At 63.5% G+C, this 17,798-nt stretch carries 11 protein-coding genes; 6 read left to right on the top strand and 5 right to left on the bottom strand.

Translation table 11 applies throughout. The features are described from left to right. The first annotated feature begins 5 nt into the window (after nt 1–5). The 5 genes from ABTV29_RS18700 to ABTV29_RS18680 all read left to right on the top strand — a co-directional run bounded on the left by ABTV29_RS18700 (nt 6) and on the right by ABTV29_RS18680 (nt 7,152). Nucleotides 6–1,553 carry a UxaA family hydrolase gene (locus ABTV29_RS18700; protein WP_433766169.1) on the top strand — a complete coding sequence of 516 codons (1,548 nt, stop codon included), beginning with the start codon at nt 6–8 and terminating at the stop codon, nt 1,551–1,553. A 61-nt stretch (nt 1,554–1,614) separates the two neighbouring features. Next, entirely contained in the window at nt 1,615–3,195 is a 1,581-nt protein-coding gene (locus ABTV29_RS18695; RefSeq protein ID WP_433766168.1) for an aldehyde dehydrogenase (NADP(+)), read from the top strand. Nucleotides 3,196–3,211: 16 nt separating this feature from the next. Further along, nucleotides 3,212–4,267 carry an Ldh family oxidoreductase gene (locus ABTV29_RS18690; protein WP_433766166.1) on the top strand — a complete coding sequence of 352 codons (1,056 nt, stop codon included), beginning with the start codon at nt 3,212–3,214 and terminating at the stop codon, nt 4,265–4,267. 152 nt (nt 4,268–4,419) lie between these two features. Further along, entirely contained in the window at nt 4,420–5,637 is a 1,218-nt protein-coding gene (locus tag ABTV29_RS18685) for a fumarylacetoacetate hydrolase family protein (RefSeq protein ID WP_433766164.1), read from the top strand. Nucleotides 5,638–5,841: 204 nt separating this feature from the next. Further along, entirely contained in the window at nt 5,842–7,152 is a 1,311-nt protein-coding gene (locus ABTV29_RS18680) for an MFS transporter (protein WP_433766162.1), read from the top strand. A 213-nt stretch (nt 7,153–7,365) separates the two neighbouring features. Here the strand turns inward: ABTV29_RS18680 and ABTV29_RS18675 are convergent, their stop codons facing one another. The 4 genes from ABTV29_RS18675 to ABTV29_RS18660 form a co-directional block, all read right to left on the bottom strand. Then, nucleotides 7,366–8,343 (bottom strand): helix-turn-helix domain-containing protein, encoded by a 978-nt coding sequence (locus ABTV29_RS18675; protein ID WP_433766160.1) that lies wholly within the window; start codon nt 8,341–8,343, stop codon nt 7,366–7,368. A gap of 96 nt (nt 8,344–8,439) precedes the next feature. After that, nucleotides 8,440–10,530 (bottom strand): caprolactamase subunit alpha, encoded by a 2,091-nt coding sequence (gene capA, locus ABTV29_RS18670; protein WP_433766159.1) that lies wholly within the window; start codon nt 10,528–10,530, stop codon nt 8,440–8,442. A gap of 39 nt (nt 10,531–10,569) precedes the next feature. Continuing rightward, complete coding sequence (gene capB / locus ABTV29_RS18665; RefSeq protein ID WP_433771939.1) at nt 10,570–12,249, bottom strand: caprolactamase subunit beta; 1,680 nt, start codon at nt 12,247–12,249, stop codon at nt 10,570–10,572. Between the two features lie 345 nt (nt 12,250–12,594). Then, nucleotides 12,595–13,956 (bottom strand): purine-cytosine permease family protein, encoded by a 1,362-nt coding sequence (locus ABTV29_RS18660; RefSeq protein ID WP_433766158.1) that lies wholly within the window; start codon nt 13,954–13,956, stop codon nt 12,595–12,597. 338 nt (nt 13,957–14,294) lie between these two features. Between ABTV29_RS18660 and ABTV29_RS18655 the strand changes: the two genes are divergently transcribed. Further along, the gene (locus ABTV29_RS18655) at nt 14,295–15,905 is read left to right on the top strand and encodes a mechanosensitive ion channel family protein (RefSeq protein WP_433766156.1); all 1,611 of its coding nucleotides are present in this window, start codon (nt 14,295–14,297) and stop codon (nt 15,903–15,905) included. A gap of 115 nt (nt 15,906–16,020) precedes the next feature. On the opposite strand, the gene ABTV29_RS18650 is transcribed toward ABTV29_RS18655, so the two are convergent. Next, nucleotides 16,021–17,592: an arylsulfatase gene (locus tag ABTV29_RS18650; protein ID WP_433766154.1), complete on the bottom strand. Its 1,572-nt coding sequence runs from the start codon at nt 17,590–17,592 to the stop codon at nt 16,021–16,023. Between the last annotated feature and the right edge of the window lie 206 nt (nt 17,593–17,798).

Raw genomic sequence — 17,798 nt, 5'->3', positions numbered from 1 at the left:
GTCCCATGCAACTGATTGCCAGAACCGGCACCGGCGACTCTGCCGTGATCCGCCTCAACCCCCAGGACAACGTACTGATTGCACGCCAGGCCCTGCCTGAAGGCCTGAACCTCGAAGCCGAGGCGATCACCGTGCGCCAGCCGATTCCCTCCGGCCACAAGGTCGCTACCCAGCGCGTAGAGCAGGGCCAGCCGCTGCGCCGCTACGGGCAAATCATCGGCTTTGCCTCGCAACCCATCCAGGCCGGTGATCACGTGCATGTGCACAACGTCGAGATGGGCGACTTTGCCCGAGACTACGCCTTCGGTGTCGACGCCCACACCCTGCCTGCCACCGAAGCAGTGTTCCACGGCATCGTGCGTGCCGATGGCCGCGTCGCGACCCGCAACTACATCGGCATTCTCACCTCGGTGAACTGCTCGGCCACCGTGGCCCGGGCCGTGGCCGATCATTTCCGTCGGGACATTCACCCGCAAGCGTTGGCCGATTACCCGAACATCGACGGCGTGGTGGCCCTGACCCACGGTGCCGGGTGTGCCGTCGACCCCAGCGGCGAGGCCTTGGGACTGCTGCGTCGTACCCTCGCAGGCTATGCCATGCACGCCAATTTCGCCGCCGTGCTGATCATCGGCCTGGGGTGCGAGACCAACCAGATCGAGAGCCTGCTCGAAAGCCAGGGCATGCAGGCCGGCGACCAGTTGCGCGCCTTCACCATTCAAGGCCTGGGCGGCACTTCGAAAACCATCGCCAGCGGCATTGAGCAGGTCAAGGCGTTGCTGCCCAAGGCCAATCAGGTGCGACGCGAGCCGGTCAGCGCTCGCCATCTGGTCGTCGGCCTGCAATGCGGCGGCTCGGATGGCTACTCGGGCATCACCGCCAACCCGGCGCTGGGCAATGCCGTCGACCGTTTGGTGGCAGCGGGCGGCACTGCGATCCTCTCGGAAACCCCGGAAATCTATGGCGCCGAGCACTTGCTGACGCGCCGTGCCGTGAGCCGCGAAGTGGGGGAAAAACTCATCGCGCGCATTCACTGGTGGGAAGACTACTGCCGGCGCATGAACGCCGAACTGAACAACAACCCCTCGGCCGGCAACAAGGCCGGCGGCCTGACCACCATCCTGGAGAAATCCCTGGGCGCCGTCGCCAAGGCCGGCTCCAGCAATTTGGTGGATGTTTACCAGTACGCACAAACGGTTCGGGCCCAGGGTTTGGTGTTCATGGACACCCCGGGCTACGACCCGGTGTCGGCGACCGGGCAGGTTGCCGGTGGCGCCAACCTGATCGCCTTCACCACCGGTCGCGGTTCGGCCTACGGCTGCGCCCCGGCCCCGTCGATCAAGCTGGCCACCAACAACCGGGTGTTCGAGCACCAGGAAGAAGACATGGACGTGAACTGCGGCGGTATCGCCGACGGTTCCACCAGCATCGAGGAACGCGGCGCCTACATCTTCGAACAGATGCTGCGCATCGCCTCTGGTGAGCGCAGCAAGAGCGAGCAGCACGGTTACGGGCAGAACGAGTTTGTGCCCTGGCAGATCGGTGCCGTGACTTGATAGGCGGACCTGAACGACGGACCTGAGCGACAGCCCTGCAACATAACAAGGTAAACATGTCATGCACGTAAGCGGATTCAACTTCATCGCGGGGCAGCGCAGCGCCCTGGGCGATACCCTGGTCTACAGCGTCGACGCCCACACCGGCGAGCGCCTGCCGGGCGCCTTCCATCAGGCCACCCTGGCCGAAGTCGATGCGGCCGTGACGGCGGCCAGCGCGGCATTCCCGCTGTTTCGCAACCTGGCGGCAAGCCGTCGCGCCGAATTCCTCGAAGCCATCGCCGATGAACTCGATGGCCTGGGCGAGGATTTCATCGCACTGACCTGCCAGGAAACCGCGCTGCCCGCCGCCCGCATTCAAGGCGAGCGCGCCCGCACCAGCGGCCAGATGCGCCTGTTCGCCCAGGTGCTGCGCCGTGGCGATTTCTATGGTGCGCGCATCGACCGGGCCTTGCCGGATCGCACCCCGTTGCCACGCCCGGATCTGCGCCAATACCGCATCGGTGTGGGGCCGGTGGCGGTGTTCGGTGCCAGCAACTTCCCGCTGGCATTCTCCACCGCCGGTGGCGATACCGCCGCTGCGCTGGCCGCCGGTTGCCCGGTGGTGTTCAAGGCCCATAGCGGCCATATGGCTACCGCAGAGCGGGTGGCCGAAGCGCTCATTCGTGCCGCCGAACGCACCGGCATGCCGGCGGGCGTGTTCAACATGATCTTCGGTGCGGGCGTCGGCGAGGCGCTGGTCAAGCACCCGGGGATCCAGGCAGTGGGCTTTACCGGGTCGCTCAAGGGCGGTCGTGCCCTGTGCGACATGGCGGCCGCCCGGCCGCAACCGATCCCGGTGTTCGCCGAGATGTCGAGCATCAATCCGGTGCTGGTCCTGCCCCAGGCCCTGGCCAACCGTGGCCCGCAAATGGCCAGGGAATTGAGCGCCTCGGTGGTGCAAGGTTGTGGCCAGTTCTGTACCAATCCCGGCCTGGTCCTGGGCATCCGCTCGCCGGCCTTCAGCCAATTCATCGAGTGCCTGACCGGGCATATGGCCGAGCACCCGCCGCAAACCATGCTCAACGCCGGCGCGCTGAGCAGCTACGGCAAAGGCGTGCAGGCATTGCTTGCGCACCCCGGCATCAAGCACCTGGGTGGCGTGGCGCAAACCGGCAAGCAGGCACAGCCGCAGCTGTTCGAGGCGGATATCAGCCTGTTGCTGGAACAGGATGAACTGTTGCAGGAAGAAGTCTTCGGCCCCTGCACCGTGGTGGTCCAGGTGGCGGACGAGGCCGAACTGCTGCGCGCCGTCGCTGCCTTGCACGGCCAACTGACGGCCACGCTGCTGGCGGACAACGACGACCTGACGGCCTTCGGCCAATTGTTCGGCGTGCTGGAGGTGAAGGTCGGCCGGGTGTTGCTCAATGGCTACCCGACTGGCGTCGAAGTCTGCGAGGCGATGGTCCACGGCGGTCCCTATCCGGCGACGTCGGATTCGCGCGGCACCTCGGTCGGCACCTTGGCGATCGACCGCTTCCTGCGCCCGGTGTGCTACCAGAACGTCCCCGACGCGCTGCTCCCCGATGCCTTGAAGAACGCCAACCCACTGGGCCTGCAACGCCTGGTCGATGGCCAACCCAGCACTGCTGCCTTGAATTGATCACGGAGTCGCAAGCATGACCCAAGCCAAAGGCTACGACGTACAAATGCTGAGCGGGTTCGTCGAGCAACTGTTCGAAAAAAGCGGCGCCGACGCCGAGGTGGCCCGGGTGGTGACCCGGGTGCTGCTCGAAGGCGAGCTGCTGGGCCACCGCACCCACGGCCTGAATCTGGTCAGCCGCTACATCGGTGGCATGCAGAGCGGGGAGGTCAAGGCCAGGGCCCAATTGCTCGAGCAGGTCTCGGACAGCGGCATTTCAAGCCTGTTCGACGGTCACTATGTGCTCGGTCCGTACTGTGTCAGCCGGGCGCTGGACAGCGCGGCGAAAGGGGCGAGCGAGCAGGGCATCGGTATCGCCGTGGTGCGTCGCGCTTCGCATATCGGTTGCCTGGCCGCTTACCTCAAGCCCTTCACTGATCGCGGCCTGGTGGCCATGGTGTATTCCTCCGATCCGTCGGTAGGCATCGTCAGCGCCCACGGCGGGATCGACCCGATCTACACGCCCAACCCGATTGCCGCCGGCATCCCGACCCGGGGCGAGCCGATTCTGCTGGATGTGAGCATGTCCACCGTGACCCTGGCCATGGTCGGTCAGTGCCGGGACGCCGGCACCCGGTTGCCGCACTCCGTGGTGATGAGCAACGAGGGGTGCGTGAGCGATGACCCAAGCGACTTCTTCACCACGCCACCGGGCAGCATCCTGCCCCTGGGCGGCGAGGCTTTCGGCCACAAGGGCTTTGCCCTGGCGCTGCTGGTGGAGGCGCTGACTTCCGGGCTGGCCGGGCATGGCCGCAAGGATGGCCCGGATCAGTGGGGAGCGTCGGCCACCGCCGTGGTGATCGATCCGCGCTTCTTCGGCGGACTTGAGGCTTTCACTGACGAAAGTTCGTTCCTGAGCAAGCTGATCCTGGCCAGCCGCCCGATAGACCCGCAGCGCCCGGTGCGCTTGCCAGGCCAGGCAGGCCTGAAACTGCGCGCGCAGGCGCTGGAGGAAGGCTTGAGCCTGACGCCGAAACTGCTCGAAGAACTGAACCGGACGGCCCGGCAACTGCAATTGCCCGAGCTGCCCTGATTCCACGATTCCCCGATTCCCTGTAGGAGCGAGCTTGCTCGCGATGAACCTGAGAACACCGCGGAGTGTCAGGCAACCAGCGTCATCGTTGGCCTCCATCGCGAGCAGGCTCGCTCCTACAGGTCATGCATAAACAGAACAAGAGAACCGACATGACAAACCCATCGAGATCACCGGCACCCTTGCCCCAGAGCAATGACCTTTCCGTTTTCCACACCGGCAGCTGGGTCGGGCGGGTCTGGCTGCCCGATCAGGGCCCGGCCGTAGTGCTGGTCAAGGCCGGTGCCGTGCACGACATCAGTGCCCATGTGGCCACTGTTTCGGCGTTGCTTGAGCTGGCGGACCCCGTGGCCTGGCTGCGCGCATTGCCCCTGGCGGACGCCTTGATCGAATTGCCGGCGTTGCTGCAGAACAGTGACCCGCTCCTGCGCGATGAAAGCCTGCCGTGGCTGCTGGCGCCGATCGATTTGCAGGCGGTCAAGGCCGCCGGTGTCACCTTCGCCGCCAGCCTTCTGGAACGCGTGGTTGAAGAGCAGGCCAAGGGTGATCCGGCCAAGGCCGATGCGATCCGCGATACGCTGGCCAGCCGCATTGGTGCGGACCTGTCGCAGATCGTCCCGGGCTCGGTCCAGGCCGACGCCCTGCGCAAGGTCCTGATGGAGCAGGGCCTGTGGTCGCAATACCTGGAAGTCGGCATCGGCCCGGACGCCGAAATCTTCACCAAGGCGCAACCGCTGTCAGCGGTGGGGCATGGTGCCGACATCGGCATTCACCCCAAGTCGAGCTGGAACAACCCGGAGCCGGAAGTGGTGCTGGCGGTGTCGAGCAACGGCACGGTTCAGGGCGCCATGCTCGGCAACGATGTGAACCTGCGCGACTTCGAAGGACGCAGTGCCTTGCTGCTGTCCAAGGCCAAGGACAATAACGCCTCGACCTCGCTGGGGCCATTGCTGCGCCTGTTCGACGAGACCTTCAGCCTGGATGACGTGCGCAACGCGCAAGTGGATTTGCGTGTGGAGGGCCAGGACGGTTTTGTCCTGCAGGGCCGCAGCTCCATGTCGCAGATCAGCCGTGACCCGCTGGACCTGGTGCGCCAGACGCTCAATGAAAACCATCAGTATCCCGACGGCCTGGTGCTGTTTCTCGGTACTCTGTTCGCCCCCAAGCAGGACCGCGATCAGCCGGGCAACGGATTCACCCACAAACCGGGCGATCTGGTGACCATCAGCAACGCGCAACTGGGTGCCTTGAGCAATCGCGTGACCACCAGTGACCAGGCACCACGCTGGGACTTCGGCCTGCGTTCGCTGATCGAAAGCCTGGGGCGGCGTGGCCTGCTGGAAGCGGCGGTGACGGCGCGACAACCCTGACACCGGAACTGAACCTGAACCTGAACCTGTAGGAGCGAGCCTGCTCGCGATGGACGTCAACGATGACGCTGGATGTCTGACACCCCGTGGTGTTCTTGCGCCCATCGCGAGCAGGCTCGCTCCCACAGGGGGCATTGCAACCAACATGATTTTTGTTTTCCCCGGCATCGAAACCGCTGCAATAACAATAATAAAGGCCATCAGATGAAAACACTGAAGAAGTACCAAAGCATCACCGTTGTCTTCCTGTTGTTGATCGGCATCGTCAACTACCTGGACCGTAGCGCGCTGTCGATCGCCAACACCTCGATCCAGAAAGACATGATGATCAGCCCCTCGCAGATGGGCATCCTGCTGTCGGCGTTTTCCATTGCCTATGCCTTCGCGCAGTTGCCGATGGGCATGATCATCGACCGCCTCGGCAGCAAGATCGCCCTGGGTGCCTCGCTGCTGGCCTGGTCTGTCGCCCAGTCGGCGTTCGGCATGGTCAACAGCTTCGCCGGCTTCATGAGCCTGCGAGTGGTGTTGGGGATTGGCGAGGCGCCGATGTTTCCCTCGGCGGCCAAGGCCCTGTCGGAATGGTTCGATGCCAACGAGCGCGGCACACCAACCGGCATCGTCTGGTCGTCGACCTGCCTGGGCCCATGCCTGGCGCCGCCCTTGCTGACCCTGTTCATGGTCAACTTCGGCTGGCGCGGGATGTTCATCATCACCGGCGTGATCGGTGTCGTCCTGGCCCTGTGCTGGTTGACCTTCTACAAGAGCAAGGCGCAGTACCTGGCCGAGCTGGCGGCTGAAGGCAAGCCGTTGCCGAGCGAGCACAAGCCGCAGGCGGTCGACCCACGGGAACCGAAGGTGTCCTACTTTGCCGGCTGGCTCGATCTGTTCAAGCATCGCAGCACCTGGGGCGCGGTACTGGGCTTCATGGGTGTGATCTACATGCTGTGGCTGCACCTGACCTGGTTGCCCGGCTACTTCGAGCGCGAACATGGCATGAACCTGTACAAGACCGCATGGCTGGTATCGCTGGCCTATGGTTTCGGCGCGGTCGGTACCATCGTCGCCGGGCGCTTCTGCGACATGCTGGTACGGCGTGGCATGAGCATCCTGGCCAGCCGCAAGTTCGGCGTGATTACCGGCCTGGTGCTGGCCGCGCTCTTCACCTTGCCGCTGTCGTTTGGCCCGGGGCTCACCGGTTGCATCATCCTGCTGTGCCTGGCGCTGTTCAGCATCAACATGGCCAGCGCCACGGCCTGGATGATCGTCAACACCATCGTCGAGAGCCGCCGGGTGGCCTCGTTCGGTTCGATCCAGAACTTCGGCGGCTACATCGCCGGTTCCGTCGCACCGATCGTCACCGGCTTCAGCATCGAGTACTCGGGTTCGTTCAATACCGCGTTCATGATCAGTGCGGTGGTGGCGCTGTGTTCGGCCCTGGCGTACTTCCTGCTGCTCAACGCACCGGTCAGCGCTGCCCAGCCTCGGCCTGAGCAGGTGGTCGGCGTTACCGAGTAAGTACCGCCCCTGTAGGAGCGAGCCTGCTCGCGATGGACGTCAACGATAACGCGCCCTGTCTGAATGACCGCGTTGTCCTGACGTTTATCGCGAGCAGGCTCGCTCCCACAATTAAATTGTCCTTTCTGTAGGAGCTGTCGAGTGCAACGAGGCTGCGATCTTTTGATTTTGTTTTTAAAAGCAAGATCAAAAGATCGCAGCCTTCGGCAGCTCCTACAGGGGTACGGCAACCGGCGAGCGACTCGTACCGTTGCGCACTTCCCGAGCCGTGCAGCCGAAATGCTGGCGGAAGCTGCGGGTGAATTGGGCCTGGTCGCTGAAGCCCCAGCGCATGGCCAATTCACCGATCGACAGGTGGCAGTTGGGGTCGTGCAGGCCACGGTGGACCGCTTCGAGGCGGCGCAGGCGGATCCATTCGCCGAGGCTGTAGGGTGTGGCGCTGAAGAGTTTGTGCAGATAACGCACCGACAGGCCGCACGCGTCGGCGACCCTTTGCGGTGACAGGTCGGGATTGCCCAGTTGCTTGTCGACGTATTGCTCGATGCGTTGCAAATGCATGGCCGCCAGATTCGAACTTTCACTGCTGAGCACGCGCTCATCTTCGCGCAGGGCCATCAACAGCGTCGAAAGGGCCTGGTCGAGCAACATGTGCCGGGCGGTTTCGTTACATTCATCGAAACGGGCGGCGCACATGGCCAGTTGATCGACAAAGATCCGCCCCAGGGCACGCTTGGCGTCGAAGCAGAAACGAGTGTAGCGCTCGGCGCCGCGCAGTTGTCCGTGCAGCGCCCGTTCGGGAAGTTTGAACACCCACAGATCGTTGTCGCAGGCGTAGTGAAAGCGGTAGGGCGCGTCGCCGCGCTCGAAGATGAACCCACCGGGCTGGCAATGCAGGGCGCGGCCGTCCTGCTCGAAATGCACTTCGCCACGCCGGGGCACGGTCACGAGATAACAGGCTTCGCGGTCTTCACTGACCTGGGCCTTGCTGCGCGAATAGCCCAGTTGGCTGGAACGCAGGCGGGACAGGGTCAGCGGGGTGCTGCCGGTTTCCCAGATCTGCAGGCTGCCGCTGAAGCGCCCGCCGGGGGCGAATTCCAGGGACAGAGGAAAATAGGCACTGGCGATCGCCTCCGCCCAGAGCGGCTGGCACTGGCTGTCGGACCAGGCGCGGGTGGAGAGTTTGTAGGCCATGGCTGTCCTCGTATGATTTTTATTATGAGGACGGTGCCGGGGCTACAAGCCGCCGGCACCGTTGGTTTGCCATCATTTGCCATTGCTGGCGGGCGGTCAATCGTCAGGCGTCAGCCGGTAAGTGGCCGACGGCGCCAGCGTCGCCTGCCAGCCCGGCGGCACGACGATGTTGGTCGTCGACTCTTCGATCACGCACGGGCCTTTGACGGTTTGCCCCGATTGCAGGTGTTCGCCGTTGTACACCGGCGTGTCCTGCCACGCGGCCTGGGCGCTGAACAGCATGGACCGATGAGCGCTGGCCTTGGCCGCGACGTTCTCCAGTGGTTGCGACAGCTCAGGCATCGGCGGGCGTTGCAGCCGTGCAATCACCGAGCATTCGAGGTTGACCAGTTCCGCCGGGCTTTGCGGCTCGCTGTAGGAAAACAGCGCCTTGTGCCGGGTATGGAACGCCTCGCGCAGGGCGGCCAGACCAGCCTGATCCAGCTGATCGCAGGTCAACTCGACGCTGCATTCGTGGACCTGGCCGAGGTAGCGGATCTCCAGGTTGTAGTGGCATTCGACGTTGTTGCCGGCGCCGAAGCCGTCGTCGCGCAGGTTGCCCATGCCGCGCTCGCGCAGGTCGCGCAACGTGCGGTTGAGCAAGGGCAGGTCTACCAGCTCGTCGTCCAGGCGCATCGGCAGGGTGGTCAGCTGGTCGTAGCGGATGTCCGAGAGAATCTGCCCGTAGGCGCACAGGCCGGAGGCCACTTTCGGGATCAGCACCACCTTGCTGCCGATTTCCTCGGCCAGGCGCATCACGTGCATGCCCGCCGCGCCACCGGCGCCGATCAGGGCGAAGTCCCGGGGGTCATAACCGCGCTCCACCGAGACCCGGCGAATGCCGCTGACCATGTTCAGGTTGACCAGGGTGATGATGCCGATGGCCGCCCGTTCCACGCTGATGCCCAGGGGGTCGGCGATTTTGCTGCGGATTGCCTCGATGGCTGCCTTGCGGTTGAGGCGGATGCTGCCGCCCAGCAGGGCGCCGTCGGCCAGGTAGCCCAGGGCGAGGTTGGCGTCGGTGACGGTCGGCTCGGTGCCGCCCTTGCCGTAGCACACCGGCCCCGGGTTGGCGCCGGCACTGCGCGGGCCGACCTGAAGCATGCCGAAGTCATCGAGGTAGGCAATCGAGCCACCGCCGGCGCCGAGGGTTTCCACCTGGATCATCGGCACGCCGATGCGATAGCGCAGGAAGTCGGTGTCCTTGCTGAAGTTGGTGCGCCCCGACTTGCTCAAGGTGATGTCGAACGAGGTGCCGCCCATGTCCACGGTGATCACGTTGTCGATGCCGAACGGCTGGGCCACGCACAGGCCGGCTTGTGGCGCGGAGGCGGGGCCGGAGTTGATCGCGTTGACCGCACGCTCGCGCATCACCACGCCCGGCGCGAGGCCGCCGTTGGATTGAAAGTAGCGGGTGGGCTGCTGTGCGCCGAGCTCTTCGAACAAGGCGTCGATGCGCTCGATGTAACGACCCATCACCGGGCTCAGGTAGGCGTTGACCACAGTGGTGGAGGTACGGGTGTATTCGCGGATCTGCGGGAACACTTCATTGCCGGTGCACACGAACACGCCTGGCAAGGCCGCGCGCACCATCTCGGCGGCGCGCTGTTCGTGGGCCGGGTTGCGCACCGACCAGACGAAGGAAATGGCCACGGCCTTGACCTCCTGCTGGCGGAAGTACTCGATGGCTTCGTTGATGGCGTGTTCATCCAGTGGGGCATATTCGCTGCCGTCACTGAGGATCCGCCCTTTGACAGGCCGGCGCAGGTGGCGTGGCACCAGCATGTAGGCCGGCGGGTAGGCGGCGTCGTAGCGATGCCCGTCTTCCTTGTGGCCCAGACGGATCTCCAGGCTGTCTTCGTGGCCGTCGGTGCACAGCAGGCCGACCTTGACCCCGGTTTTTTCGATCAGCGCGTTGAGGGCCACGGTGGTGCCGTTGATGCACAGGTCGCAGTCGGCAATGATTTCGGCCGGTGTGCGGCCGATGGCGTCGGCGATCTGTGCCAGGCCATTGCGGATGGCCAGGGTGCCGTCCTGTGGCGTGGACGGGGCCTTGAACAGCTGCACGTTACCGCTGCGATCAGCCAGGATGAAATCGGTGAAGGTGCCGCCGGCGTCGATGCCCAGACGATATTGTTGCTTGGTCATGATGAGGGATTCCAGATTGCTCAAAGGGGCCGGGGGCGATCAGTGCAGGTCGCGGCAGGCGCGGGTGGCGGCGTCATCGACCTGGCCATTGCCGTCGATCACCACGCCGTACTCCAGGCGCGCGCCTTCCACCGACACCAGGCCGTCGCGCACATCGTTCAGCACGCTGGCGATCGGGCGGCGCAATGGGTTGCCGTAGCCACCGCCACCGGGGTTGACGTTGATCACCCGTTCTCCCGGTTGCGCGGTGATTTGCGCGTTATGGATGAAATGCTGTTCCTCGCCGTCGGCCTTGCGGTGAATCAGCCGGCCCAGCTTGGGTTCGAGCAGCACGTTGGTCGCGCCCGCGGCACCGGAGGTCGGCAGTTGCCGGCCCTCGCCGAAACCGACCACGGTCATGTCGTGGTTCAGCGGTTCGATCTCGATGCGGGTGCCCGAACCGCCGCGAAATTCGCCGGCGCCGCCGCTGTCGGTCATCAGGCTGTAGCGGTGAATCAGGATCGGGTAGGAGTACTCCAGCAGCTCGATATCACCGGACATCAAGGCGCCGAAACAGCACAGCGGACCGCACGCCGGCCAACCGTCCATGGCCTTGTTCGCCCCGGCGCCGGAGATGATCGAGGCCAGTACCATGGTCACGTATTCGTCATTGCTGTTGCGCGGATCGTGGCCGGCGATGTTGATCCCGCTGGCGTGGCCCCAGGAAGCGGTGACGCGATCCGGTGCGGCCTGCTCCAGGGCCTGGCGTACCGCGTCGGCCAGGGTTTCCATCGGCGTGGTGGTGCTGTTGACGTGGGGCGCCGGTTCCCGGGCGTTGCACAGGGTGCCGGGCGGGCCGAGGTCGACGGACACGCAGCGGTACAGGCCTTCGTTGTAGGGCGGTGGCACCTGGGCAAACATCATCAGCCCCAGGTAAACCCCGGACACCGAGTTGCCGGCGTAGGAGTTGATGAAGTACGGCACCTGCGGCGGGCTTTCGATCAGCACATGGGCCTCGTCGCCGCGAATTTCCACCTGCGCGGTGATCGACAGTTGCCCCAGCCCGTGGCCGGAGTCTTCCAGCACGGCGGTGCCGGTGTAGAAACCGTCCGGCACGTCGCGCAGCAGGGCACGCATGTGCCGGTCGGCCATGTCCTTCAGCTCGGCGATGCATGCGCGCACCTGTTCCACGCCGTAGCGGTCGAGCAGTTCCAGCAGGTGCCGTTCACCGACGTTGCACGCGCCGTACTGGGCATTGAGATCGCCTTCCTGGTAGGCACGGGCGCGCATGTTGGTCAGCAGCAGATTGATCACGTCCTCGCGACGCTTGCCCCGGGACCAGAGTTTGACCGGCGGGATGCGCAAGCCTTCGGCGTAGATTTCCTTGGCGTCCGGGTTGTAGCCGGCGGGTACCGGGCCGCCGATGTCGGTCAGGTGGCCCTTGCACACCGCCCAGAACACCAGCTCGCCCTTGAAGAACACCGGCTTGTACATGCAGCAATCGAGGATATGGCTGCCCTGGTAGGCGGGGTCGTTGTGATAAATCACATCGCCTTCCTGGATGTCATCGCCGAAGAACCCGGCTACGCATTTCATTGCCGGAATCAGCGAGCCGAGGTGAATCGGGATGTCCTGGCCCTGCAGGATCATTTCCGGCAGGTGATCGAAGAGGGCGTTGGAGTAGTCGTGAGCCAGATTGAAAACGCTCGAACGGCCGGTTTTCTCGAGGGTGATGGTCATTTCGCGCTGGGCGGTTTCGAGCGCGCCCCGCACAACGGCCAGGGTGATCGGATCTACTGTACTCATGGGTCACCAGAAATCTTGTTGTTATCCAGGTGGAGGTCAGGACGAACGTCTAACCCACGCCACCAAGCTACGCGCCTGAACCGGTGGCTGGCTTGGCGCAAAGTGCACTGGTTTTTGCCGTCCAGTGCACCGTTTCTACAGGTGGAAGGCACCAGAAACCTGTAGGAGCGAGCTTGCTCGCGATGCATGCAAGGACACCGCGGGCTTTCAGGAAGTACGCGTCATCGTTAACGTCCATCGCGAGCAAGCTCGCTCCTACAGGGGCGCAGGGGTGGGGAATCAGGTGTAATTGGCACGCACGAACCAGCTGCGCCGGGCGTTGTTGAGCAGCAGCCAGTAAGCGCTGAAGGCACTGATGAAGGTCACTGGTGCCGACCAGGTCGCCAGGGCCGCATGGCCACTGTTGAGCAGGGCGATGCCCAGCGCCGCGGCGAGGAACCAGGCGCCGAGACCGCACGGATTGAAGGCGCTGACCCGATCCACCTCGTATTCGATTCGATCCTGGAACAGCTGGCTGTAGCGGGGCGAGAAAATATGCGCCAGGGCAATCGCCACCCAGGCCACCACGAAGATGCTCTGGTACGACAGCGCCTGCAGGATGTAATCGAACACGTTCAGGCGCATCAGGGTGTAGACCAGTGCGCCAACGGCCATCGCCCAGACCCCATAGGGCACCCTGGCCAGCCCCACGCCGCCGAAGAACGCCTGCATGTTGGTCGCGGCGAGGTAGAAGTTCGCCGAGTTGATCCGCGTCTGGCTGACCCAGACGAAAACCAGGCCCCAGATGCCCATCAGCTCGATGATCGCCATCACCACCGACACTTCGCTCAGGCCGCCGGAGGTGGGAATGGTCCCGGCCAGGAAGATGCCGACCAGGCCGTTGATCAAAAAGGTGAAGATGTAGAAGGGCAGGCCGAAGTTGAAGCGGGCGTGATAGCTGGCGTCTTCCTGACGACCGAAACGCGCGTAGTCCCAGGTGTACATCATCAGGATCCACACGCCCATGAAGTAGCTGAAGCAATCCCACCAGCCGTTCTCGACCGGGCCTGTGGCCGGGCCCATTTGCAGCCATGCGTTGCTGTAGCCGTATTGCCCAATGGTCATCACGACCAGGGCGACCAGGCCGATCAGATAGAAGGGCAGCAGCGCGCCGTTGAGCTTGTCCATCCAGTTCTGCACGCGGCCCAATATCAACGGCACGCTGTACAGCACCACCAGCAAATACGCCTGATTGATCGACAGGCTCGGCACGTACCCCTGGATCGCAATGGCAATCACTGAGCCTTCGAACACGCTGTAGTAGGTGGCGGTGGCGAAGAAAATCAGGGTCGCCAGGACCGCGCCCTTGCGCCCGAACAGCACCCTGGAAAACAGCGCGACCGACAGCCCGGTCTTGATCGCATAGCGGGAAATCACGGCGTTGATGGCCGCGTAGGTGACCACCGATAACAGCAGGCCAACGATTGCGTTTCGGGTGCCAAAGGTCATGGCCAGCGTGGCGGACACCACCAGCCAGAACATCGCGCTGCAAATGCCCCACCAGGCCATCGTCAGCGAACCTTTATGCATGCGGTGTGATGCGGGAACGGCGACCACCGAATAATCGGCGCTGTCGCCCTGTTTCTGGAGGGAGGCGGCCATGGTTCTTCTCTTGTATTGGGATGAAGAACCTTGATGGTAAGAGGCCCGTGTCGGTGGATGATTGCTGTTGGCGGCCCTGTTTTTTGTCGTTGAGTGAAGTGGCCTGACAGCCACCATCAATCCACTGTAGGAGCGAGCCTGCTCGCGATGGTCGTCAACGATAACGCTGGCAGCCTGACACCCTGCGGTGCTCTGTCGTCCATCGCGAGCAGGCTCGCTCCTACAGTGGATCATCATTGAACGTTACATCGCGCCCCAATCTGACAACCCTTGATCGCTGAACTACGCTGCCTTCTGTAACCACCACTCCTCACACCTGTGACCCAAGGAATAGACACATGCGGAGCAGGTTGCCTGCCATATTGCTGGTCGTTTTCAGCCTGTTCTGGCCGATGCTGGCATGGACCGGGGATGCGCTGAATCCGGTTGAAGATCCCGCCGAGCTGAAAGTCGCCAACCGCAGCATCATCGTCTTTCGCGCCACGCTGCTCGGTGAGGCGCCGGCTTCGCGGGTGAAACGGGCGAAAGCGGTGATCAGCGAGTCTCTGGATGAGTCCGAGGATCTGACCGTTACCGTCGACCCGATCCAGGACAGCTACATGGTGCTGCTGGGCTACCGACGCGCCTTCATCGTTTCGCCCAGGGACGTCGACGATGGCGAATACGCCTCTGTCCAGCTGGCAGCGGAAGGTGCAGCGGCGAAGCTGCGCCAGGTGGTGGCGGAAACCGGGGAAGCGCGAAACCTGCACTTGATTCTGCGCTCGCTCGCTGCGGCGGCCATTGCCACGGGCATTTACTTCGCATTGCTCTGGGGCGTGGCTTATCTGCGGCGCCTGTTGCTCCTGCGCCTGCCGGAGCTGATGGATCGGCACACGCGCGCGCTGAAAGTCGGGCGGGTGCAGGTGCTTGAGGCCAACTACCTGTATCCGCTGGTCGTTCGCCTGTTGTGGCTTCTGCGATGGTTGGTCTTGTTGCTGCTGACCTATGAGTGGCTGGGGTTTGTCCTGTCGCGATTCCCCTACACCCGGCCCTGGGGTGAGAGCCTCAACAATTACCTGCTGGAAGTGGCCGGTTACTTGTTTCAGGCGATCATCGGCGCCATCCCCGGCCTTGGGGTGGCGCTGGCGATCTTCTTTATCGCCCGTGGCGCTACGGCGTTCAGTCGGCGTGTGCTCAGGCGCATGGCCGTGCCGGGGACCTTCAGCTGGCTGAACCCGGAAACCCTGCAACCGACCCAGCGCCTGACTTCCCTGGCGATCTGGCTGTTTGCCCTGGCGATGGCCTATCCGTACCTGCCCGGTGCAGGCACCGATGCCTTCAAGGGCTTGTCGGTGTTGATCGGCTTGATGATTTCGCTGGGTGCCACCAGTGTGGTTGGTCAGGCAGCGGCGGGACTGATCCTGACCTACACCCGAACCCTGCGCCCCGGCGAGTTCGTGCGCATTGGCGAATACGAAGGCACGGTGACGGAACTGGGCATGTTCACCACCAGCATCCGCACCGGCCTCGGGGAAGTGCTGACTTTGCCCAACTCGATGATCACCGGCACGGTCACCAAGAACTATTCGCGCACCGTGCAAGGGCCTGGCTATGTGGTGGATACGGTGGTGACCATCGGCTACGACACGCCGTGGCGGCAGGTGGAAGCGATGTTGCTGGAGGCCGCCAGGCGTACCCCCGGTATCCTCGAGACCCCGCCGGCACAGGTGTTCCAGACAGCGCTTTCCGATTTCTACCCTGAATATCGTTTGGTGGCGCAGGCCATCCCCAGCCAGCCCCGGCCCCGCGCCGTGTTGCTGAGCATGCTGCACGCCAATATTCAGGACGTGTTCAACGAGTACGGCGTGCAGATCATGTCGCCGCACTATCTGGGCGATCCGGAGGAAGAAAAGCGCGTGCCGAAGGACAAATGGTTCACGGCCCCGGCCGAGCCGCCCAAAGACCTGTAGGAGCGAGCATGCTCGCGAAAAACCTCCGGATAACGCGGTGCTTCAGGTATCCCGCGTTTTCGTTGACGTCCATCGCGAGCATGCTCGCTCCTACAGGGTATGTGGCGATCACCGATCAGGGTTTTACCTGGGCTTTGCTTTTCTCTTCGATTTTCGCGTCCACCGCCGCCCGGATCTGGTCCACGCTGAAACTGGCCGGCTTCTGGCTGGGCGGGTATTCGACGAAGGTTTGCAGGAATCTCGCGGCCTTGGCCACGCCGGCAGCCAACAGGTACGAATTCTTCACGGTCCAGTCGTAATACTGGTCGGAGACCATGTCCGCGCGTTCATACGGGTCCATGCGCAAGTTGAAGAGCTTGGGAACGCGCAACGGCACGAACGGACTGCTCCACACCGCGAAACCACCGGGCTCGCGTTGTTCGGCGAACACCACTTTCCAGTTGTCGTAACGCATCGACACCAGCACGCCGTCGTCGTTGAAGTAGTAGAACTCGCGGCGTTCGCCTTTCGGCTTTTGCCCGGTCAGGTAGGGCAACTGGTTATAGCCGTCCAGATGCACCTTGAAGCTGGTGCTGGCAGCCGTCGGCGTCCAGCCCTTGAGCAGCTTGTCCTTGACCTCGGTGTCGCCCGCCGCTGCGAGCAGGGTCGGGAACCAGTCAAGCCCCGAGAACATTTCGTTGGAGACTTCACCAGCCTTGATCTTGCCTGGCCAGCGAACGATGGCCGGCACCCGGTAGGCGCCTTCCCAGTTGGAGTTCTTCTCGTTGCGGAATGGCGTGGTCGCCGCGTCCGGCCAGGAGAACTGGTTCGGGCCGTTGTCGGTGGTGTAGACCACGATGGTGTTGTCGGTGAGTTTCAGGTCATCCAGCGTCTTGAGCAGCTTGCCGACGTCGCCGTCATGCTCAAGCATGCCGTCGGCGTAGTCGTTGCCGGGCATGCCGCTCTGGCCCTTCATCGAGTCGCGCACGTGGGTAAACAGGTGCATGCGCGTGGTGTTCATCCACACGAAGAACGGTTTGTCGGCCTTGGCCTGTTTCTCGATGAACGCTTGCGCCGCAGCGGTGGTTTCATCGTCGATGGTTTCCATGCGCTTGGCGGTCAAGGCACCGGTGTCTTCGATCTTGCCGTCGGCGTAGCTGTGGATCACGCCACGGGGCGTGCGGGACTTGACGAAGTCCGGGTCATCCTTGGGCCAATAGGCGCGTTCCGGTTCTTCTTCGGCGTTGAGGTGGTAGAGGTTGCCGAAGAACTCGTCGAAACCATGGTTGGTCGGCAGGAACTCATCCTTGTCGCCCAAATGGTTCTTGCCGAACTGGCCGGTGGCGTAGCCCTGGGATTTGAGCGCCTGGGCGATGGTGATGTCGCGTTTCTGAATACCGATGGGCGCACCGGGCACGCCGACTTTGGTCAGGCCGGTGCGCAGGGGCGACTGGCCGGTAATGAACGACGAGCGCCCGGCGGTGCAGCTGTTTTCCGCGTAGTAGTCGGTGAACAGCATGCCTTCATGGGCGATGCGGTCGATGTTTGGTGTCTTGTAGCCGACCACGCCCATGGAATAGGCGCTGATGTTGGTCTGGCCGATGTCATCACCGAAGATCACCAGGATGTTGGGTTTTTCGGCAGCGGCGGCGGTTGCCGAAAGGACTGCCAGGGCGAGTGTCGGCAGCCACTTTGTTATGCGAGTCATCTGACTGGCTCCTTGTTGTCGGGCGTCGCGAAGGGCGAACAAGGGCCATGTTCAAGGGGGGGCGGTGAAAACGCGCCACCCGGATCAGGTGGCGGAACGTACATCCCCTGCAGGAGCGAGCCTGCTCGCGAAAAACGCCCAGACACCGCGATCATTCAGATACAGCGCGTCATCGTTGACGTCCATCGCGAGCAAGCATTGCTCCC

Origin of the sequence: Pseudomonas putida (assembly GCF_050989985.1) — a bacterium.
GTDB classification, from domain to species: Bacteria; Pseudomonadota; Gammaproteobacteria; order Pseudomonadales; family Pseudomonadaceae; genus Aquipseudomonas; species Aquipseudomonas putida_AI.
This window is presented reverse-complemented; position numbering and strand designations above follow the sequence as displayed.